Origin of the sequence: uncultured Paraglaciecola sp. (assembly GCF_943787955.1) — a bacterium.
Taxonomy (GTDB): domain Bacteria; phylum Pseudomonadota; class Gammaproteobacteria; order Enterobacterales; family Alteromonadaceae; genus Paraglaciecola.
In genome coordinates this window covers 21599-42787 of sequence record NZ_CALSOK010000016.1, presented here as the reverse complement: position 1 = coordinate 42787, position 21189 = coordinate 21599, and the positions used below count along the sequence as shown (strand labels likewise).

Here is a 21189-nt window from a genome sequence, read left to right as displayed (position 1 = left end):
CTGTCGTTGGTATTATTTGTGCAAGCTGCTAAAATCTGCCCTCTTTTTTGCGGTCATACTGAGGAAAATACGTGAGCGATAAAAATTCATCACTAAGTTATAAAGACGCTGGGGTTGATATTGATGCAGGTAATCAACTAGTTGAAAGAATTAAATCGGTCGCAAAAAAAACTCACAGGCCTGAAGTCAGAGGGGGTTTGGGTGGTTTTGGTGCTCTGTGCTCATTACCAGATAAATATAAAAGACCATTACTAGTATCAGGCACCGACGGTGTAGGTACCAAACTCAGATTGGCAATGGACTTAAAACAGCACAGTGGTATTGGCATAGATTTAGTTGCAATGTGTGTGAATGACTTAATTGTACAAGGTGCAGAGCCTTTATTTTTCCTAGACTATTATGCCACCGGAAAATTGAACATAGAAACAGCAACAGAAGTTGTGTCTGGTATTGGTAAAGGTTGTGAATTATCAGGCTGCGCACTCATAGGCGGTGAAACTGCTGAAATGCCGGGTATGTATCATGGTGAAGATTACGATGTGGCTGGTTTTTGCGTAGGTGTAGTCGAAGCAGATGATGTGATTGATGGTTCACGTGTTGCTCACGGAGATGCGCTAATTGCTCTAGCCTCTTCTGGTCCTCATTCCAATGGCTACTCTTTGATCCGTAAAATTTTAGAAATATCCGCAAGTGATACAAGTGAAGTGCTAGAAGGTAAAGCCTTATCCGAACATTTACTTGAGCCAACCCGCATTTATGTTAAGAATGTGCTGTCTTTGTTAGAACAAATACAAGTTAACGCTATATCTCATATTACTGGTGGTGGATTTTGGGAAAATATTCCAAGAGTTTTACCTCAGGGAACCAAAGCTGTGATCGATGGAAATAGTTGGCAATGGCCCGCAATTTTTAATTGGTTACAAGAAAAAGGTAATGTAACGACTCATGAAATGTACCGTACCTTTAACTGTGGTGTCGGTTTGATGATCGCATTACCCAATGGTAAAGCTGCTCAAGCGATTGATATTTTGAGCAAACTTGGCGAAAACGCATGGCAGATTGGGTATATAGAAAATAGTGACGCCGAACAACAGGTTGAGATAAATTAAGTGACTGAGCGACAGGCGAATAAACAGCAAAAGTCCATAGTTGTATTGGTCTCAGGAAATGGTTCGAACTTGCAAGCGATCATCGATGATATTTCTCAGCTAAAAATTAATGCTAATATTTCAGCGGTTATCGCAAACCAGGCAACAGCTTATGGGTTGACTCGTGCTGAAAACGCTAGTATCCCAGCTATTTATATTGATCATAAAGGTTTCGAAAGTAGAGAGGAATATGATGCTCAAATGGTTCGTTGCATAAACGAGTACAATCCGGATCTTATTGTATTGGCTGGTTTTATGCGCATTCTTACTTCAGGTTTTGTAGAAAATTATATCGGTAAGATGTTGAACATTCATCCATCTTTGTTGCCCAAGTACAAAGGGTTAAATACACACCAAAGAGCGATTGACGCAGGAGATGAAGAACACGGTGCATCAGTTCACTTTGTCACGCCAGAGTTAGATGGTGGGCCGGTAGTATTGCAGTCTAAGGTGCCTGTATTTGAGCAACAAGATACACAAGAATTAGCTGATAGAGTTCAACAACAAGAGCGTCAAATGTATCCACTTGTCATTCAATGGTTTTGTGAAGACAGGCTTAAAATGGTCAATAACAAAGCAGTTTTAGATAATGAAATATTAGCTGAAGAGGGTTACGCAATTGGCTAAATTGATTGCGTTATTAACAATAACCTTATTTTTGGGTTTAACTTTTGGCGTAAATACACGTGTTCATGCCGAAACTGAGCAGTTAATAGGTTTTGAGGCGCAATACACAGTCTATCGATTTGGTAGACGTTTAGGTAAAGCCAGACTGAGTTTAAAAGCCGATGAGGATAATCTATATAGATTAGATTACTACTCTAAAGTGGCAGCCTTCTTTTTATCAGACATTCGTTCTGAAACCAGTTTTTTTTCGTTTGAAAATAATCAATTACAACCACATACCTACGCTTATAGCCGCAGCGGAACCGGTTCAAATAAAAACACACAAATTCATTTTAATGCTGATAAATCTACAGTTACCATCAATCAAGCAGAGTCAATAGATTGGCTAGGTCAACTAGATAACCAGCTTTATCGCTTGGATGTGCAATTAAAATTAGCCTCTGGTAAGTGTGAATTTGTCTATGACATTATTAATAATAGAGGACAGATGCGTCATTATGTCTTGAAAGTAGTAGGCAAAGAACAGCTCGATTTACCTTTCGGTATGATTGAAGGTATCAAGGTCAAAATTCTTCGAGAAAATTCAACAAGAGAAACAATAGCTTGGTTTTCACCACAGTTAAATTATCAGTTAGTTAAGTTACAACAATTCAAAAGTGGTAATGAACAAGGTGAAATTCGTTTGAAACATTTCAAATCACAAAATACCCATTAGAAACAAATAACTGATACCGCATTAACCCGTCTGTGATTATGTTGCTAAGCTATCATTTTAATTTGTACAGTATTGTTTGAAATTTCTATCCAAATAAAAGTAATTACTTGATCTTTAAACTTGAATTTCACATGACTAAAATATACTGTTAAATTGAGGTCTGACCACTATTAATTGGAGTCATTATGCAAATCTTAATTTGTTTTTTATATGTGATAGCAACGCTCGGTGCAGTAAGCTATTTTAGAATGAAGTTGTTTAATGCTACTGTCGCCTTGTTTTGCTTGTTCATACTTGGCAGTATTCTAGGGGTGATAGGTGAATTCAGTTGGGTAATCTTCTTACTTGCGGCCCTGCCCCTTAATATTGAATCTGTGCGTAAACAATACATCAGCGAACCTATCTTAAAACTCTACAAAAAAATTATGCCTGAAATGTCTAGCACAGAAAAAGATGCTATCGATGCGGGCACTGTTTGGTGGGATGGCGAGATATTTAGTGGTAATCCAAATTGGCAGACACTGCATAGTATTCCACAAGCTCGACTCACAACTGAAGAACAAGCCTTTTTAGACGGGCCTGTAGAAAAAGTGTGCAGAATGTGTGATGACTGGGAAGTGACACACAAGAATGCAGATCTGTCTGCAGAAGTTTGGCAGTATTTAAAAGACAATAAATTCTTTGCTATGATCATCAAGAAAGAATTTGGTGGCTTAGATTTTTCTGCTTATTGCCAATCTCGTGTACTACAAAAACTATCCAGCGTGAGTGCAGTTTTATCCACAACAGTCGGTGTGCCTAATTCATTAGGACCTGGTGAGTTACTCCAGCACTATGGAACTGAAGCACAAAAAAACCATTATTTACCCAGATTAGCAGTGGGTGATGAAATTCCATGTTTTGCACTAACGGGACCAGAAGCAGGCTCAGATGCAGGATCATTGCCTGACAGTGGTATTGCATGCAAAGGACAGTGGAATGGCGAAGAAATTCTCGGCATGCGCCTTACCTTTGACAAACGTTATATTACCTTAGCACCAGTTGCGACTGTCATTGGCTTGGCTTTCAAAATGTATGATCCAGAGGGATTATTAGGTGATGAAAAAGAATTGGGTATTACCTGTGCTTTATTGCCTAGAAACACTAAAGGTATGGAAATAGGCAACCGCCATTTCCCATTAAACGTTCCTTTTCAAAATGGGCCAATCAGAGGTCAGGATATATTTGTACCTTTAGATTACATTATCGGCGGTACCAAAATGATCGGCCAAGGCTGGCGAATGTTAGTAGAATGCTTGTCTGTAGGTAGAGTAATTACGCTTCCATCAACTTCTGCGGGTGGTGCTAAGAGTATTGCCTTAGCCACTGGTGCTTACGCTCGTATCCGTCGTCAATTTAAAATGCCTGTTGGTAAAATGGAAGGTATTGAAGAGATGTTAGGACGTATAGGTGGCAACGCTTACCTTATGGATGCAGTCACATCCTTTTCAACCAAAGGTGTAGATTTGGGTGAAAAGCCTTCCGTTATATCCGCTATCTGCAAATATCATTTAACAGAAAAAATGCGTCAGGTCGTCAATGACGCCATGGATGTACATGGTGGTAAAGGTATTATGCTTGGACAAAACAACTATTTGGGCCGCGCTTACCAAGGCGCACCTATTGCTATTACAGTAGAGGGAGCCAACATTCTGACACGTAATATGATGATCTATGGGCAAGGTGCAATGCGCTGTCACCCATATGTGTTGACAGAGTTATTCGCTGCCAACAACCCTGATGCTGAAGAAAGTTTAGATCAATTTGATCAAGCTTTATTTGGGCATATTGGATTTACTATCAGTAACTTATTCCGCAGTTTATGGTTCTCATTGACAGGCGCGCGTTTTACTCAGGCTCCTTTTACTGATGAAACGACAGGCTACTATCGTTCTATGCAACGTTATAGTTCTAATATGGCTTTTCTATCTGATGTTGCCATGGCTTTATTGGGTGGTGAATTAAAACGCCGTGAACGCATATCAGCTCGCTTAGGTGATGTATTAAGTTATTTGTATCTCACCTCATGTGTGTTGAAACGGTTTGATGATGAAGGTCGCAAAGCTGACGATTTACCTCTAATGCATTGGGCTATGCAAGACAGTTTACATAAATTAGAAGTGGCGTTAGAAGAGCTACTCGATAACTTCCCTTCTGTGATAATGGGCAAAGCACTCAAATTAATCATTATGCCATTTGGTAAAAACTATAAGCGTCCTTCGGATCAATTAGAGCATGATATCGCCAGACTGCTACAAACGCCAAGTGAAGCCAGGAGCCGTTTAGGCGCCGGCCAATACTTGTCTCGCGTGCCCGGAAGCTTGATGGGTGATCTGGAACAAACTCTTGAAAATGTTCTGGCAGCAGAGCCCATTTATAAAAAGATATGCAAGACCGCAAAACAATATTTACCTTTTACCGAGTTAGATAAGGTGGCAGATAGAGGACTTGAATTAGGAGTGATTACCGAAGAACAAGCTGAGCTGCTCAGAGAAACAGAAAAAGGTCGATTGCGAACCATCAATGTTGATGATTTTGACCCAAGTGAATTAGTACAAAGTGTTCAAAACGAGCAAAAAGAAAAACCCAAAAGAAAACCAAGGGCACCTAAAGCCACTTAAACTTCTCTTTAAAGCTCTGTGAATCAGGTTTTTTTATTATTGCAGTTAACACACATTTTTGCGCCATTGTCCGGCGCGGTGTCCGCTAAGGGTTTTTGATTTGAATTCCTCGCTTCGGAAGTTTTAAGCCAAATACTCTTTTTATAAAGTACATTTATACATGCTGGGCGTCCGACCTTACCTTTCAAGTCATTTATTCCATATTTATCCCACAAATAGGGTTAACAGCAAAATAAGTGACCAGACAAAATGGTTGAAAACCATTTTGAACATATGCAAGATAACCGAAGGACAAATTACAGCGGACGGGCCGCGGGACGTACTTTGTATAAATGCTGCCGCGACTAAAGCTCTTAACCTCTAAAAAAAAGTGCTTAAGCAGTGGCGGAGTCACATAATATCTATATAGCCAAATTCGAAACTATATAACTCTTCGAAATACTATACTTAACAATTTTTTATTGATTTATTACAATGGATGTTTATAGAGTTTGCTTCTATACCAGTTTTACTTCTCATCTGCCTGATAGACTGCCACAAGATACACCACCTTCATTGTTTGTTTCACTCCGGTTGAACTGGCTGCCGCATGATACGCTATTTTCATTAGAGGCTTCACAACGGTTTACCCCCCTATCCACAGCAAGAGCAATATTGGCTAAGGTAATGACAATAAAAATAGGCATGCGGAAATGTCATAAAGGCAACACCTACTTTAAAAATAACGCCCCGCCTTAATCGGTACGTTATGTGTTCTCATTTATTGAAATAAATGAGATTATTTTTTCTTTTTTGACGATGATACTGCTATAAATATAATAATAAATACCACCACTACACCGCCAATTGCTGTCCAAGTCATTTTGATTCCTTTTCATTAAATTTTACTGTTATTTAAATGTTTACATTAGCATCAGTAGATAGAGATTGAACATCAATCAAAAAGATTATTAGTGCGACCTTACAAGCTATACTCGCCTTGCAACTTAGGAGGAAATCATCTATCAACACAGCAGTTAATGCAAGAATTATTATCAAAAGCATACACTCACAGAATAAAACAGAACCACATTTAGATGAAATATTAAACCGCCTGTCTGTTTGATGGTTTAATTTTGGTCTGCCCCCTTTTATACATCTAGTTACCAAAACAGACTCTCAATCATTGTAGATTTAAGTGTAAACGCCCCACCCCTGACCTAAAAGTTTACTGTGTCCCTAAGGGATCCCACTTCATGTATTTTAGGCGTGACAGCTGTAAGGCACTTCTTCAAAATAACATCTTCTTTCATGGTACTGGTCTTTAGTGATGTTTGGCGATTGATCTGATCATCAAGTACCATGAATATTCCAAATTATTTTAAAATTACTTGCCAACTTATTTTGTGGGATAAGTCAGACTCAGACTCCAGTTTTAACTAATCACTTTTGTCACATTTTAATCGTATATTTGAGACAGTTTTGCTAAGTTTTAGTTCTGACTTTAGGGTCGTATTTGCCTTACTAAACATTCACAATTTTTGGAGTATCCACCATGCAGCATTCTACCAAATTTGATCTCATTCTCTACGGCGCGACAGGCTTTACCGGCAAGCTTACGGCTGCCTACCTGGATCGCCATCCGGAACTGGCCGGCAGGCGCTGGGCTATAGCTGGGCGCAATGCTGGGGCATTGGAGGCAGTGCGAGCGACACTCACGAGCCAACAAGTAGAAGTGGTGACATGCCCGCTCAATGATGCGGGCGCAGTAAAGGCTATGGTGCAATCAACTCATGTTGTGATCACTACCGCAGGCCCCTATTCGACTTACGACGGTGATAAGCTCCTAGGCGCATGTGCGCGTGCGGGCGTCCACTATTCAGACTTGTCGGGTGAAGGCTTTTGGCAGCGTGAGATGATTGACCAATACCACGAAATAGCCCAGGCAAGCGGTGCCAAAATTGTGCTCGGCGGTGGCGTTGACTCAATTCCCAGCGACCTAGGTGCGTTCATGGCACTACAGGAAATTGGGCTAGAGTCCCAGAGTTCCCAGAATGCGGAGAGTATTCAGCTGTCCGGCGTATATAAAGAATATAGCGGTTCGTTCTCTGGGGGAACCCTAGCCTCGGGGAGAGCTCGCGAAGCAGCCATCAAGAGCGGACGATTGACGCGCGACGCCCTTTGCGATCCTTACGTACTTGCACCGGGGGCGCAGCGCGCAGACTCGGAATGTACGACTTTGGACGGCATGCCCCACAAGTTTCGATACCAGAAAGACAAAAAACTTGGAATGCTCCTGCCGTTTTTCATGGGCAAAATCAACGCACCGGTAGTTCGGCGCTCACTCGCGCTCCAAGGCCTTGCGGGTGTAGTCACTTACCGAGAGTGCTGCTCACCCGGTATGTGGTTAAAGGTCGCCTGGCTTTACATCAGCCGAGGTCTTGGATACCCGCTAGGCGAATCTATCAACTTCAAACCCAAGTCCGGGCAGGGACCACCCAAATGGATGCTCACCCAAGGTGCTTTTAAGGTCGAGATTACTGCTCAAGCCTCTGACGGCCGCTCATCAAAAGCCATCATCTCGGGCAAGGGTGACCCAGGCTACGGCGCAACCTCAAAAATGCTCAGCGAGGTCGCTCTTTGCCTGCTAAACGATCGCCAACAACAGACATCTGGCGGCGGCGTTCTAACACCTTCGACAGCAATGGGCCATAAGCTGGTTGAGCGACTCGACGCCGCTGAGAATGGAACCTTCATGCAACTTTATATTGCCTGATAGCGCAGTGCAGTTCAGTTCACTTTGCATAAATGCGAAGTGAACTGCTTATTGGATGTGTGAAACCAGGGCAACTAGCTCACATAACTTGCGAAATTTTGATCACTGGCAAAGCATACTTGGTAATTATCTTTGCGCTGGGTAATATGTTGAGGCACATTTACGGGGCTGACCATACTTTAAGTTAATTTGATCCTAACCCGGTTTAGTAACATTTAAGTTATCTGCAAACCTTGCAACTTTTGAAATCAAATAAAACTCACCCATACGAAAATGAATAAGGCAAAAACTATTAAACCAATGACTATATTTTTTATTGGCTTGCTAGATGACTTTGTTAACACTTTGTAGATATAGCCAAAAAAAAAAGCAGTATCCCAAACACAACAAAATCACCCACACTCCAATTAACTCCTTTGGTAAATTGCATGGCAATTAAAGGAAGTAACAAAATAAAAAACGTTCCAAGAAAAACAATATAAATATTTTTTTTAGAAATCAAAATATTATTAATATTCATAAGTTACCCTAAATGCCGATATTAAACTTTACAGCTAAGCACTTATTAATGCGACCTTACAAGCCATACTTAGTTTATAAGGTAGGTGAAAGCTATGTATCGACGCACCATTCTGTTTGAGATCATAAAGACACCAGAGCAGTCTTTCAATCAAGGTAGATTTACGTGTAAACGCATATCCCCCTGCCCCCAAGATATTAAAACTTAACATGCACTTTAGCCTTTAATTGGAAAATAACATAAACGCGACTAGACTTCTTTTCTAAAGAAACGAATCCGCCGAGCTGTTTAATTGGCACAAATAGTAATTTACAGGGAGTAAATATATGCGATTAACAATGACAATCGTTGCCTTGCTTATACTCTGGAGTACCCAAACATGGTCTATCACGATCTATCAGTATTCGGTTTTCATCAATTCACCAGACCTTGGATTAAGCTCCTTTGAAGATACTCAGATAGATCTGGAGTTCAATGCCTCCAATAATTTTGCAACCGTAGGCTTAGATGTTACTTTCACCAATTCCTTAAATTTAGATGACATCGGTAACGTTTCCTGGCAGGTCGTCAACAATTCGGGACGCGATCTGACCGACGTCAGCTTCTTTGGCTTTTTAGATGCCGACATAGACGAGTCAATCAACAACTTCTTCAATGAATCGGGCGCGCTAGTCAGTATCACTGGAGCTGGAGCGTCAGATACCGCAGCAGATTCCTGGGAAATTGATGAGCCCGGTTTTGTTTTTGGTGATATCTACGATAATATATTGGCAGGCATTCTGGATAACTTTAATGCCGTGCCTGCCGGGCTTAAAGAGGATGTATCACTTGCCCTGGGCTTTGACATCGGCACTTTGTTATCCGGTCAGAGTCTACTGGCAAGCTTCGATATCAGTTTAAATAATATCGGTGGTTTAAGTCATACGGATTCAGACTCGAATATCACCTTCTATCTTAATGGCAGTGTGGCCTTACAGCACGTAAATGATATTCCCGAGCCCGGGATATTTTTACTATTCGTAACTGGATTGGCCGGGGCAATGATGAGAATATCTCCTAGGTTATACCAAACGCCATAAGGAATTACCTTGCCCCAAGAAGGGAAGAAATGGGGTCAAGATCCAAGTTAACAAGGTTTACTTCTTTTAACCATCTGACTAGCCGGCCCGTTATTCTCTCCTTTAGCCTCTGTCCTGCAGGGCTTGAACCTCTTCAACAATCGTTTAGATAAAAAAAGTCATAAGCTTTAGTATCACCAGCGAAGATCACTTGCCGGTTGTTACACCAATGAATAGCGTGTTGTGACACACTCACAATCTTGACCCTTGGCTTTCTTGTCATAAAAATGACTTAGTTTATGAGTTGTAATTTTAATTTGGAGCGGCCCCTTTTACTCTGTGTCCTTTAATTTGACTTGCCCTGTTGTGGTTGAATTAACCGGACACTTCAATAAAGGATTATAATCCTGTTAATTGAGGTGAATATGACTAAACGAACAAATAAACATTATCCCGCAGAATTTAAACAAGAAGCGGTCGCTCTGGTAATAGAGCAAGACTATCCAATCGTACAAGCTGCTGCATCTTTAGGTGTGACAGACAAACTACTTTACAACTGGGTAGCTAAGCATAAGAAACAGGCACTAGGTGACGTGTTGTCTGGCGATGAACGAGCAGAGTTAATTCAACTCAGGAAAGATAGTAAACGTCTACAAATGGAGCGTGAAATCCTAAAAAAGGCAAGTGCCTTCTTCGCGAAAGAAATGAAGTAAGATATTCTTTTATAAGTGAGCTTGATGCTAAGTATCCTGTGTCAGTCGCTTGTAAAGTGATGGAAGTGAGTTCGTCAGCATACTACGCATGGCTAAAAAAACCTGGTGAACTCATTAGCGCTCAAATGCTAAGACTGTATCGACGAGCCAAAGCATTATTCAAGGCAAGTCGAAACAGTTTAGGCAGCAGAGAGCTTGCTAAAGCACTACGCAAAGAAGGCTTTGAAATAACGCGGTATCGCGCCATTAAGTTAATGGAACGGCTTAAATTAGTTGTGACTCAGCGAATAGCTTATAAAGTGACAACCAAGCGCAAACACAGTGATGCTGTGGCTGACAACTTGCTAAATATGAATTTCAATCCTGTTGGACCCAATCAAATTTGGGCGGGTGATGTGTCCTATTTAAAGACTGGTGAGGGCTGGTTGTACTTAGCCATTGTCATGGATTTGTATTCACGCCGGATTGTAGGTTGGCATATATCAAAACGCATGACGCGTGATTTGGTCGAGCAAGCACTGACAAAGGCTCATAATTTACGCAAACCACCAAAAGGTTTGGTGTTTCACAGTGACAGAGGCTCTCAGTACACGAGTAAAGGCTTTAGAAATCTACTGTCGCGATTAGAGTGTCGAGCTAGTATGGGAGATGTTGGAGCTTGCTGGGATAATGCTGTTGTGGAGCGCTTCTTTGGAAGTTTAAAGCATGATTGGTTGTTTAAAGTACCGCAGCCCACTCGAACACATATGCGAGAAGATGTTGCTAGGTACATGAAATATTATAATGTTGAGCGACTACATTCAGCTAATTTGGATCAATCGCCAATTGAATTTGAAAACTCCTTTAGAAAAGTGTCCGGTTGGACTTGACCAGAACACCCCCTTTGGCTTTTTTATTGAATTCGCGACAGAGAGGACTAATTTTGCGACTAGTTGGGTATTCTGTTCCAAGGTTCAAGGCTAAGATTTGAGATGTTAATTAAAGGTTATAAAGTCCGTGTTCGGTCATAATGAATCAACCATTTGGAGAAGTATTATTGTGAGAAGTATTATTGTGAAAAATTTTGCACTTTCGTCTGTGTTGATTGCTGTGCTGTCTGGATGCGGAGGTTCGAGTGATTCAAGCTTACCCGCAACGACGCCCATCTCAAATCAACCGCAGACACCCGCACCTCCTTCCACTGATATCGAGGGCTTTACTCTGGTATGGCAAGATGAGTTCGATGGCCCAGATATAGACACGAATAGCTGGAATTTTGAAACTGGAAATGGCACCGACTTTGATTTGCCTCCCGGCTGGGGAAATGATGAACTTCAAATCTATACCTCAACCCCACAGAATGCCTCTGTTGCAGAAGACGCGGGGAGAGAGTGTATTAATGATCACCGCCAGAGCAGATGACTCAGATGGCTTCACATCAGCAAGAATGACAACGGAAAAAAAAAGTCAAGTATCCGCTACGGAAAAGTGATTGCTAGTATGAAATTGCCGCGAAACTCAAGGAATGTGGCCTGCATTTTGGATGTTGGGTGATAACATCGACGAAGTGAGTTGGCCTTGGCTCGGGTGAAATCGACATCCTTGAGCTGTTGGGTCACAAACCAGATAAAACTTTCCATACCATTCATTATGTAAATGGTGAGCAGTCATATAAAAACAACGGCAATGAGTATCTTAATGCCACCAAGTTCAGTGAGGATTACCACGAGTATATGCTGGACTGGACGCCAGGAATCACTCACCTTCAGCGTTGATGGAAACGAAGCGCACACAATCCCTATTACGAATGACATGAAAGAATTTCAGCGCAGTTTTCACTTACTGCTTAACATTGCTGTAGGTGGCCGATTACCGGGTAATCCAGACGATACAACAGTTTTTCCACAAACCATGTATGTTGATTATATTCGCGTATATGAACAAGATGGTTTTACACCAGCGGCTCCACCTTCGTTAGATTTAGATGAGGAAACCGTGGGAGGATCTGCGGGAGAAGCAGATCCTACATCAGCAATTCAAGAGGGCTTTGACGGCTTCGGTACGATCAAATTTGCTCGCTTTGGTGCCGGAGGTGAGCCCGATTGGTTTGATTCTAATAATGCGGTTGACGGAGAGCAAAGTGTTCGCTTTAATTATCCTGGCGGGAGTTGGGGTGGAGCGTGGATTGTTATGGATACCTCTGCAGACTTTTCATCATTCAGTAACGCGGACTTGTTATTCGCACTGAATCGACCCGCTAATGTTACTGGAATTGAGATTAAACTCGAAGGAGCTAACCAAACGAGCGATGGCTCACTGTTTTTGGAAAACTATACGTCCACTGATCTTGGAAATGGTTGGGAAGAATTCAGAATTCCAATTGCCGACTTTGTTGCTAATGGATTAGAGCTTGACCAAATAGCGGTACCGTTTGCGCTTTGGAACCCCACAGATGCCGACGGCAATTTTCCTCCAGTTGATATTTTATTCGATGCAATCCGTTTGGAATAGCCCAGTGCTGAGAGGTTTAGCTGATGCCGAACTAAGGTATCTTAATTAAGTACAAGTTTGGCGCTAAATTACCCTTTTACAATAGCGCCCGTTTGACCTAAGCAGTTTTTCTGCACTCACGCTGGGCCTGAGTAAGTTGAGTGATAATAAAAGGCTTGTGTACAAGATAGTTGCGGCATTCATGGCGTTACCTGATTGTTTTCATCTTGGTGATATACCTGATCAGAAAATGTCATGAATATTCCTTCTATTTTTTAGTAAATGGAGTCATAGGCTTTCATATCACCATCACCGGCGAAACTCACCTACCAGTTGTGTTGTGGTTGAATTAACCGGACACTTCAATAAAGGATTATAATCCTGTTAATTGAGGTGAATATGACTAAACGAACAAATAAACATTATCCCGCAGAATTTAAACAAGAAGCGGTCGCTCTGGTAATAGAGCAAGACTATCCAATCGTACAAGCTGCTGCATCTTTGGGTGTGACAGACAAACTACTTTACAACTGGGTAGCTAAGCATAAGAAACAGGCACTAGGTGACGTGTTGTCTGGCGATGAACGAGCAGAGTTAATTCAACTCAGGAAGGATAATAAACGTCTACAAATGGAGCGTGAAATCCTAAAAAAGGCAAGTGCCTTCTTCGCGAAAGAAATGAAGTAAGATATTCTTTTATAAGTGAGCTTGATGCGAAGTATCCGGTGTCAGTTGCTTGTAAAGTGATGGAAGTGAGTTCGTCAGCATACTACGCATGGCTAAAAAAACCTGGTGAACTCATTAGCGCTCAAACGCTGAGATTGTATCGACGAGCCAAAGCATTATTCAAGGCAAGTCGAAACAGTTTAGGCAGCAGAGAGCTTGCTAAAGCACTACGCAAAGAAGGCTTTGAAATAACGCGGTATCGCGCCATTAAGTTAATGGAACGCCTTAAACTAGTCGTGACTCAGCGAATAGCTTATAAAGTGACAACCAAGCGCAAACACAGTGATGCTGTGGCTGACAACTTGCTAAATATGAATTTCAATCCTGTTGGACCCAATCAAATTTGGGCGGGTGATGTGTCCTATTTAAAGACTGGTGAGGGCTGGTTGTACTTAGCCATTGTCATGGATTTGTATTCACGCCGGATTGTGGGCTGGCATATATCAAAACGCATGACGCGTGATTTGGTCGAGCAAGCACTGACAAAGGCTCATAACTTACGCAAGCCAGTCAAAGGTTTGGTGTTTCACAGTGACAGAGGCTCTCAGTACACGAGTAAAGGCTTTAGAAATCTACTGTCGCGATTAGAGTGTCGAGCTAGTATGGGAGATGTTGGAGCTTGCTGGGATAATGCTGTTGTGGAGCGCTTCTTTGGAAGTTTAAAGCATGATTGGTTGTTTAAAGTACCGCAGCCCACTCGAACACATATGCGAGAAGATGTTGCTAGGTACATGAAATATTATAATGTTGAGCGACTGCATTCAGCTAATTTGGATCAATCGCCAATTGAATTTGAAAACTCCTTTAGAAAAGTGTCCGGTTGGACTTGACCAGAACAGACGGGTCAAAACCACTAGAATTCATGTAAACTGGCTCAGACCATTCTCCATCGATAGTGGCACAGGTCGTTAAGTAGTTATGAGCGTCTTTATAATCACCATCAAAACGCTTCACGTCAGTATAAATCAAATGAAACAACCCATCATGATGAGTCAAACAAGGCGCCCATACGCCACATGAATCTGGCTATCCACGCATATCCAGCAGAGACTTTCGATTTAACGGGCGTGTTAACAATCGCCAATTTTTGAGATCTTTTGAATGATGAATTTGCACACCCGGATACCATTCGAATGTTGAAGTAGCAATATAAAAGTCATCGCCAACTCGCACAATACTAGGATCAGGATTGAACCCAGGTAAAATAGGATTGGTAATTACAAAATGCGTCATATTGAGTCTTTAAAGCCTTTTACTAATTTAAATTGATAGAGAAATAACAACACAATTATCCCTGCTACTACTAAGCTAATGGCAAAGATTAATAAAATACCAAATATGGCCTGTTCGGTTTGGGTTTCATTTGGCTGATAGCCATAACCCGAAAGCATCCACTCCCCCATGGCACCAACTATTGCAATGCTAAATTTTAGAGCCTGTAAATGCCACAAAAAGCTCATTGACATAGCACCGCGACCTCAACGTTTACTCCGTAATACACAGTATCAGGCACAGTAGAGAAGAGTAGAGAAGAGTAGAGTAGTGGGATAAAATCATCTGTGCGAAGTTGGCTACAATTGAAAAGGTTAAGGCTACACATAAGCCAGATCCCGGGACAAAACAGCTGCTCCGTTAAACACGATAATGCCTACAGTAGTGAATTTTATCAGTTTTATTTTACACATCCTAGCACTTACTCAATTAGCAAATATTGCTCCGTCAGGCATGGCATTGGTCATAAACATGTTGATCATAGATTCTTGTTTCGAATAGTAGGCCACATAATAGAGTGTGACTGAGCTCTTTTGAAAACAGGGTTCGAATTATTCGCCGCATTATTGTCGGTGTTCGCGCAGCCGTATGCTGACTTTCCCATTAATGTAAATTCAACTCAGCAAATTTTTCAAAAAGGAGGTTTCAGCCTTGAAGATTGTTTAACCGTTGCCAGCTGGCTGGGCGAAGATGGGGTCGAACTACTAGAAATGTCAGGTGGCACTTACGAACAATTAAGCTTAATAGGAGTTGAACCCACAGACGTGCGAAAAAGCACTTGCAAACGTGAAGCTTACTTTATCGAATATGCTGAACGTATCAAACAGTCCGCGCAAATTCCTGTGATGAACACAGAAGGTTTTCGTAGCCGTGACGTTATGGAACGGGCGATTGAAAGTGGTGAGGTAGATGTGATTGGACTTGCTAGGCCATTGTGTACCGAGCATGATTGCTCAGCAAAGCTTATCCAGCAGACGATTCAGAGAATCGACTGTTATGAGGATAAATTGGTTTTAGGTACCGGCTTTTGGGGTAACAACAGCTCTTCAAATTTGATAAAAGCCATCAATAGTTTTGGCCAAGTAGGATTTTATTACTGGCAAATTATCCGACTATCTAAAAGCTTAGCACCTGAGCTTCAATTAGGCACATTTAAGGCGTTTTTGAGGCATATGACAAATGATTTGAAGCTGAACATGAAAAGAAAATTTGGCTGAATACTTCCTACTTTCAGTAGAACAATATTTGGATGCAGATTTGTCAAACCTCAAATACAGCGGTGTATATTTACCTCATCGTTTAAGACTAAAATGTTAAAAGGCCAATCGTTCATTACAATAGCAATATCTGTTTGCATCTCGGCAATTGTTGAAATCCTGAGGACCCATCATCGGGACGTCATCATATTGATACATACACCGAGCAAAAAGCAATTCGATTTGCCGTCAATAAAGTGAATATTGACAAACCTGTCACTACTCAAACCTTGCGCCACTCAATTACTACAATCAGGTGAAGGCATCCGCACTGTTCAGGAGCAACTAGGCCACGCAGATTTAATACACAAATATATACCTATATTTTACAGCGTGGATGTAATTCAGTGGTGAGTCCTTTGTCCCGCCTTTAATGGGCGTAATGCTTGCCCGTAGTATCAAAAACCTCTGCGCCTACATTATTTTCAGGCAAAGCAACTGGCCATGTTTTATCACGCCCCTGCCACATAATTTCTGCTTGTTGATAGGCCTCTGCCCAGTCTAGTTTATTCACTAATACCAACATCAAACTCAAGGTGCCCACCACAGCATGGTTAGCGTAAATTTCGTCTGTTTGCCCGGTCCACACATTGATGAGCTGTTTGGCATCTAGCTCTTGAGGTTTGGTAATAAAGGTTTCGCAAGTCGCTTCCACGTCGCTGCATGTTTGCTGTGCATCACGACTCATATGTAAGGTCACATCCCGTAGTGGATTAAATTCAACTTCTCCACCCTCGCCTCTAAAACACAATACATTCTGGTCATGCAATAATGCGGCAGTTTTACGGTGCTTTTCGTCTATCAGGCGGTGAAAAATACCTTGTAGGCTATGAGTGGCATTGGATGGATTGAGCATTCTGGCCAAGGTATTGGCGCACGAGCGCAAACCAAACTGTTCCCGCAATTGAATTATATCGTCGAGTTGCGGATTAATGTGTTTTAAGTCCATATAAGCAAAACCGAATGTGTCTAAGGCAATCCGCGCCTGACCAGAGTCTTGCGCCACATCAAAACCTATTTGTGGCAGCACTTCTTTGAGGTACAAACGTTTTGAATCTGGCTCGTGTGTGCCATGTAAAAATATGCGTTTACCCTGTTGCGCTAGCAACATGACCGCTAAAAAAAACCAAGGTAGATGTCTGCGTTTACCGGCGTAGCAGCCCATGTCTAAATCAGCGGTTAGTGCAGATATGTCAGTAGGTGTGAATGCGCGAAACGCTTGACTAAAACCGGCTAACTCTTCTGCCGTTTCTTCTCTAACCCGTAACAACATCAAAAAAGCGCCTTTTTGCTCCGCTGTGGCTTGGCCATTGATGAGCATACTCATGGCCTGTTTTGCTTCGAGCATAGTTAACGTGCGCCCTGCCCTTTGGCCACGGCCAATGATGCGAATAAAGTGTTTAAAATCTGTTGGGGTGTCTGACATAGCCTGCTTATTTCTCATCTGCTCTGCTTAATATTCTATCCTGAATAACGGCGCTAAATTACAAAAAAATTATCACCTAATAATATTACTTAGGTTGTATTGCAGGTAGAATTTAGTTTTTATTTAAGTATTTGTTAAGCATGGGCGCTGACCGATGGTGATAACAGCGATAAGTTGACCTTATGACGTTTATTCACTACCTCACCTACAATCGTCACGGCTGGCCCTTGAAAATTTCGCTCAGTGACGCGTTTTGCGATATTTTCTAGCGTGCCTTCACACACTTGTTGTTGAGGTGTGGAGGCTTGATCGATTACTGCAACTGGCGTATTGGCAGGTAATCCATGGCTTTCGAGGCGCTGCATAATAGTGTCGATGCGTTTAAGCCCCATATAAAACACTAAGGTTTCGCCATTCGTAGAAGAGTGTGAGGCAATGGCTCCAGTCACCAAGGATTTCCAGTTCGGCTCGTCTGTGGATGATTTTAGTGTGCCTGTGGCTGACGTGACTGATTTTAAGTGCGCGGTAATAAAACGCACTGATTGAGCGCATTCTCGGTGTGTAAGGGGAATGCCTGCGTAGGCCGATGCCCCTGATGCGGCGGTGATACCTGGTACTATGGCAAAGTTGATGTGGTGTTTGGCTAAGATATCGCATTCTTCTGCAGCCCTTGCAAAAATAGCGGGGTCCCCCCCTTTTAAACGGACGATGTTTTTACCGGTGAGTGCCACCTGTATCATCAATTGACAAATAACAGCTTGCTGCATGCTATGCCGGCCACACTTTTTCCCCACAAATACCCGTTCGACATGGCTTGGGATCATCTTGATAATATCTGGATTGACCAACCAGTCGTACATCACCACATCAGCTTGCTGAATCAAGCGATGGGCTTTTAGGGTCAGTAACTCTGCATCACCCGGTCCTGCACCAATCAAATACACATGGCCTTTGTCGCCGCGTTTATTGCGCTGCACAAACTGATTTTTAGTGAAGTAATGCTTTAACCAATTCGGCAATTGATTCAAAGGATTGGCGTTATGACTTGACAAAAACTGCTGTAATCTTTGTAAGACCGATGGTAGCAATGTATTGTCGGTATTCATGATAATGCCTCCAAAGTAATGAATGGGTCGTGTTCAATAACGCGTTGTTTTGACTTATGTTGTTTAACTATTTGGCTCAATTCAGACTTACATGAGCCACAATTAGTCCCGCATTTTAACTGTTTCCCCAAACTATCGACTGAATCACAGCCGCCTTTGATGGCGTCAACAATAATATTTTCGCCCACTTTAAAGCAACTACACACCAACTTACCTTGTGTGAATGCCTCATCTGGTTGCATGTTTAGCAAACCATTAAGTTGTTCAGAGGTAACGTCTTCGCTGTTGAGTAAACTAGTAATCCAGCTAGAGTCAACCGCAATATTTTTAGATGATGAAAACATAATCAATGACATCACACCTTGGCGCATGGCGCAGGTAATGTTTAAGTCTGGGCCTGCGGCATTAATCCATTCGTCATACAACGGCAGTTGTAATTGTAAGTTATGTTTGATACTTGCTGGCACTTGTCGAGTGGCAAAAAATACCAGCTGACCTTTTTCAACTGGGCAGGTGACAAAATATTCAAAATATTTACCTAGTAATTCCACCTTAAGATCTTGCTGGATAAACAATTGTCCATAATGTTGATAACTGACTTTTTGCAGTTTCACCGCAGCATGTTTAAGTTCAGGCTGGCCTGATATTTTATCGTTAGCGTCGGTATAAAGCCCAGTGATATTGGCACTGGATGCATTGCTAGCACTCCAATGAATAGGCGCAAACACTTCACCACGGCGTTGATTGTTATCAATCCATACAGGTAATACCACTGGAGGTGTTTCGCCCAACACATGTGCCGCATCAAGGCTGACTAAATCATCATTAATCACCCCTAAGCTTTCAGCATCTTTTGCATGAATAGCTAAATACGGGCGGCTAACGTGTGCGGTTAATTCAGAGGTTTTGCCGGTACGCGTCATGGTATGCCATTGGTCGCGCACCCGGCCACTGTTGAGCACAAAGGGAAAATCACTGCAGGTTAATTGTTCAGGCGCAGAAAATTCGGTGACCACAAACTGCGCCTTGCCGCTTTGAGTGTAAAATTTTCCATTAGTAAATAATCGCTTAGTACCGTCAGGAGAAGATTTATTGACCGGCCATTGCACCGGTTTTAAACGGTTGTATTGTGTTTCTGTCAAATGACATAAACCAGAAAGGTCTAAATCACGACGGCCTTGGTTATCCACCTCCGTTAACCCTGTGTACTCGGCAAATATCTCACTGGGCGACTCAAAATTAAAACCGCTAGCAAACCCCATGGCTTTGGCGACGTCACAAATGATTTTCCAATCGTGTTTGGCTTCGCCTGTTGCAGGTAACATGCCGCGCTGACGTGAAATACGCCGCTCTGAATTAGTTACCGTGCCATCTTTTTCTGACCATCCCGTTGCGGGTAAAGCAATGTGTGCATAGTCCAGGGTATCGTTTTTAGACACACAATCAGACACCACCACCAGCTCACATTTTTTTAAGGCTGCAGCAATTTTTTGTCTGTTGGGCATACTCACCATCGGGTTTGTCGCCATGATCCACAAGGCTTTGACTTTACCACTATGAATATTTTCAAATAAATCTACGGCTTTTAAGCCTGGTTTATTGGCGATAGTTGGTGATTGCCAATAAGTTTGTACTGTTTGACGATGTTCTGGGTTTTCAATATCCATATGACAAGCCAACATGTTGGCCAAGCCACCTACTTCGCGCCCCCCCATAGCATTAGGCTGACCTGTTAGCGAAAACGGCCCACATCCCTCACGGCCAATTTTACCCGTGGCTAAATGGCAATTAATAATACTGTTAGCTTTGTCAGTACCAGAAGAAGACTGATTCACGCCCATACAATAAGCGGTGACGACTTTATCGGTTTGGCTAAACAAGTTGTAAAAACTGAGTAACTCTGCTTCTGTTATGTCACATTGTTTGGCGACCTTCGCCAAGGTCCAAGACGCACAGTTACTTAATACCTGTGCAACCCCCTGGGTATAGGCTGAAATATAATCGAGATCCAAAACATCTTGGGCTGCTAGATGAGTGAATAAACCATTGAACAAGGCCACATCTGATCCCGGCTTCACGGCTAAATGCAGATTCGCTAATTCTGAGGTGGCCGTTTTGCGAGGATCAATGTTCACCACTTGCATGGCAGGGTTAAGCTTTTTGGCTCGATCGATACGTTGAAATAATACGGGGTGGGTCCACGCGGCGTTAGAGCCTACCAATACCAATAATTCGGCTTGTTCTAAATCTTCATAACAACAAGGTACGGCATCAGCACCAAAGGCACGTTTATAGGCTGCCACGGCAGAAGACATACACAGTCTCGAATTAGTATCGATATTGGCGCTGCCGATATAACCTTTCATCAGTTTATTAGCGACGTAATAGTCTTCAGTCAACAATTGCCCCGACACATAAAACGCCACTGAATCAGGTCCATGCTCTGCGATGACCTGATTAAATTGACTGGCCACTTGGGTAATTGCCTCATCCCAACTGGCTTGTTTACCGCCAATCATGGGGCTAAGTAAACGACCTGATACCGTGTTAGTTTCCAGTAATTTACTGCCTTTAACACACAAACGCCCAAAGTTCGCCGGGTGTTCGCTACTACCTACAAGATCGGTTAATATCTTATCCGTACTAATTTGCACATCTACCCCACACCCCACACCGCAGTATGGGCAAGTAGTGCTGAACAAAGAAGGTGCGTTGCAATTGAGTTTTTTAGGCATAAA

At 42.3% G+C, this 21189-nt stretch carries 18 protein-coding genes and 1 pseudogene; 12 read left to right on the top strand and 7 right to left on the bottom strand.

The window, feature by feature from the left end; genetic code table 11:
• Positions 1-71: 71 nt before the first annotated feature.
• The 4 genes from purM to fadE all read left to right on the top strand — a co-directional run bounded on the left by purM (position 72) and on the right by fadE (position 5150).
• Positions 72-1109, top strand: a complete 1038-nt coding sequence (gene purM, locus Q0Y52_RS15385) for a phosphoribosylformylglycinamidine cyclo-ligase (RefSeq protein WP_297823112.1) — start codon at positions 72-74, stop codon at positions 1107-1109.
• Positions 1110-1775, top strand: a complete 666-nt coding sequence (gene purN / locus Q0Y52_RS15380) for a phosphoribosylglycinamide formyltransferase (RefSeq protein ID WP_297823111.1) — start codon at positions 1110-1112, stop codon at positions 1773-1775. It abuts the gene before it with no gap.
• On the top strand, positions 1768-2490 hold the full coding sequence (locus tag Q0Y52_RS15375; protein ID WP_297823109.1) for a DUF3108 domain-containing protein: 723 nt from the start codon (positions 1768-1770) through the stop codon (positions 2488-2490). Before purN ends, Q0Y52_RS15375 begins: the two co-directional genes overlap by 8 nt.
• A 185-nt stretch (positions 2491-2675) precedes the next feature.
• Entirely contained in the window at positions 2676-5150 is a 2475-nt protein-coding gene (gene fadE, locus Q0Y52_RS15370; RefSeq protein WP_297823107.1) for an acyl-CoA dehydrogenase FadE, read from the top strand.
• 515 nt (positions 5151-5665) lie between these two features.
• Here the strand turns inward: fadE and Q0Y52_RS15365 are convergent.
• Both Q0Y52_RS15365 and Q0Y52_RS19605 read right to left on the bottom strand, forming a co-directional pair.
• Positions 5666-5836, bottom strand: coding sequence for a hypothetical protein (locus tag Q0Y52_RS15365; RefSeq protein WP_297823105.1), 171 nt, complete (start codon positions 5834-5836; stop codon positions 5666-5668).
• 92 nt (positions 5837-5928) lie between these two features.
• Complete coding sequence (locus Q0Y52_RS19605) at positions 5929-6012, bottom strand: GGIII-like transmembrane region-containing protein (RefSeq protein WP_366939302.1); 84 nt, start codon at positions 6010-6012, stop codon at positions 5929-5931.
• A gap of 672 nt (positions 6013-6684) precedes the next feature.
• On the opposite strand from Q0Y52_RS19605, the gene Q0Y52_RS15360 reads away from it, so the two are divergent.
• The 7 genes from Q0Y52_RS15360 to Q0Y52_RS15335 all read left to right on the top strand — a co-directional run bounded on the left by Q0Y52_RS15360 (position 6685) and on the right by Q0Y52_RS15335 (position 14221).
• A complete protein-coding gene (locus Q0Y52_RS15360; protein ID WP_297823103.1) occupies positions 6685-7905 on the top strand; it encodes a saccharopine dehydrogenase NADP-binding domain-containing protein in 1221 nt (406 codons plus the stop codon).
• Positions 7906-8751: 846 nt separating this feature from the next.
• Positions 8752-9504 carry a hypothetical protein gene (locus tag Q0Y52_RS15355; RefSeq protein WP_297823102.1) on the top strand — a complete coding sequence of 251 codons (753 nt, stop codon included), beginning with the start codon at positions 8752-8754 and terminating at the stop codon, positions 9502-9504.
• A 404-nt stretch (positions 9505-9908) separates the two neighbouring features.
• Positions 9909-11065 (top strand): IS3 family transposase gene (locus tag Q0Y52_RS15350; protein ID WP_297817961.1). Its coding sequence is split into 2 segments (ribosomal slippage): positions 9909-10155 and positions 10155-11065, totalling 1158 coding nucleotides; the frame shifts between segments, so codons are not numbered across the junction.
• 169 nt (positions 11066-11234) lie between these two features.
• Complete coding sequence (locus Q0Y52_RS15345) at positions 11235-11597, top strand: hypothetical protein (protein ID WP_297823100.1); 363 nt, start codon at positions 11235-11237, stop codon at positions 11595-11597.
• 188 nt (positions 11598-11785) lie between these two features.
• Positions 11786-11950, top strand: a complete 165-nt coding sequence (locus Q0Y52_RS19600) for a hypothetical protein (RefSeq protein ID WP_366939301.1) — start codon at positions 11786-11788, stop codon at positions 11948-11950.
• Entirely contained in the window at positions 11874-12686 is an 813-nt protein-coding gene (locus Q0Y52_RS15340; protein WP_297823097.1) for a hypothetical protein, read from the top strand. Before Q0Y52_RS19600 ends, Q0Y52_RS15340 begins: the two co-directional genes overlap by 77 nt.
• Before the next feature lie 378 nt (positions 12687-13064).
• A protein-coding gene (locus Q0Y52_RS15335) for an IS3 family transposase (protein ID WP_297823095.1) occupies positions 13065-14221 on the top strand; the annotation gives its coding sequence in 2 pieces (ribosomal slippage) (positions 13065-13311 and positions 13311-14221; 1158 coding nt in all).
• On the opposite strand, the pseudogene Q0Y52_RS15330 reads toward Q0Y52_RS15335, so the two are convergent.
• Positions 14196-14624: pseudogene (locus Q0Y52_RS15330) on the bottom strand (family 43 glycosylhydrolase). The gene Q0Y52_RS15335 and the pseudogene Q0Y52_RS15330 sit on opposite strands and share 26 nt — an antisense overlap.
• On the bottom strand, positions 14621-14857 hold the full coding sequence (locus tag Q0Y52_RS15325) for a hypothetical protein (RefSeq protein ID WP_297823093.1): 237 nt from the start codon (positions 14855-14857) through the stop codon (positions 14621-14623). The pseudogene Q0Y52_RS15330 and the gene Q0Y52_RS15325 overlap by 4 nt, the downstream one beginning before the upstream one ends.
• 339 nt (positions 14858-15196) lie before the next feature.
• Here Q0Y52_RS15325 and Q0Y52_RS15320 point away from each other — a divergent pair, with 339 nt between their 5' ends.
• Positions 15197-15880: a hypothetical protein gene (locus Q0Y52_RS15320; RefSeq protein ID WP_297823091.1), complete on the top strand. Its 684-nt coding sequence runs from the start codon at positions 15197-15199 to the stop codon at positions 15878-15880.
• Positions 15881-16289: 409 nt separating this feature from the next.
• On the opposite strand, the gene Q0Y52_RS15315 is transcribed toward Q0Y52_RS15320, so the two are convergent.
• From Q0Y52_RS15315 to Q0Y52_RS15305, 3 genes are all read right to left on the bottom strand, one after another.
• Positions 16290-17363 (bottom strand): glycosyl transferase family protein, encoded by a 1074-nt coding sequence (locus Q0Y52_RS15315; RefSeq protein ID WP_297823089.1) that lies wholly within the window; start codon positions 17361-17363, stop codon positions 16290-16292.
• A gap of 116 nt (positions 17364-17479) precedes the next feature.
• Positions 17480-18451 (bottom strand): uroporphyrinogen-III C-methyltransferase, encoded by a 972-nt coding sequence (cobA, locus tag Q0Y52_RS15310; RefSeq protein ID WP_297823087.1) that lies wholly within the window; start codon positions 18449-18451, stop codon positions 17480-17482.
• Positions 18448-21186, bottom strand: coding sequence for a nitrate reductase (locus Q0Y52_RS15305; protein ID WP_297823085.1), 2739 nt, complete (start codon positions 21184-21186; stop codon positions 18448-18450). The genes cobA and Q0Y52_RS15305 overlap by 4 nt, the downstream gene beginning before the upstream one ends.
• Positions 21187-21189 lie beyond the last annotated feature (3 nt).

Bases quoted from the DNA above. Each gene is read 5' to 3' on its own strand.
- Q0Y52_RS15305 (WP_297823085.1), bottom strand. From the start codon at position 21,186: ATGCCTAAAAAACTCAATTGCAACGCACCTTCTTTGTTCAGCACTACT.
- Q0Y52_RS15355 (WP_297823102.1), top strand. From the start codon at position 8,752: ATGCGATTAACAATGACAATCGTTGCCTTGCTTATACTCTGGAGTACC.
- Q0Y52_RS19605 (WP_366939302.1), bottom strand. From the start codon at position 6,012: ATGACTTGGACAGCAATTGGCGGTGTAGTGGTGGTATTTATTATTATA.
- Q0Y52_RS15325 (WP_297823093.1), bottom strand. From the start codon at position 14,857: ATGTCAATGAGCTTTTTGTGGCATTTACAGGCTCTAAAATTTAGCATT.
- Q0Y52_RS15315 (WP_297823089.1), bottom strand. From the start codon at position 17,363: ATGAGAAATAAGCAGGCTATGTCAGACACCCCAACAGATTTTAAACAC.
- Q0Y52_RS15365 (WP_297823105.1), bottom strand. From the start codon at position 5,836: ATGCCTATTTTTATTGTCATTACCTTAGCCAATATTGCTCTTGCTGTG.
- cobA (WP_297823087.1), bottom strand. From the start codon at position 18,451: ATGAATACCGACAATACATTGCTACCATCGGTCTTACAAAGATTACAG.
- fadE (WP_297823107.1), top strand. From the start codon at position 2,676: ATGCAAATCTTAATTTGTTTTTTATATGTGATAGCAACGCTCGGTGCA.
- Q0Y52_RS15360 (WP_297823103.1), top strand. From the start codon at position 6,685: ATGCAGCATTCTACCAAATTTGATCTCATTCTCTACGGCGCGACAGGC.
- Q0Y52_RS15340 (WP_297823097.1), top strand. From the start codon at position 11,874: ATGCCACCAAGTTCAGTGAGGATTACCACGAGTATATGCTGGACTGGA.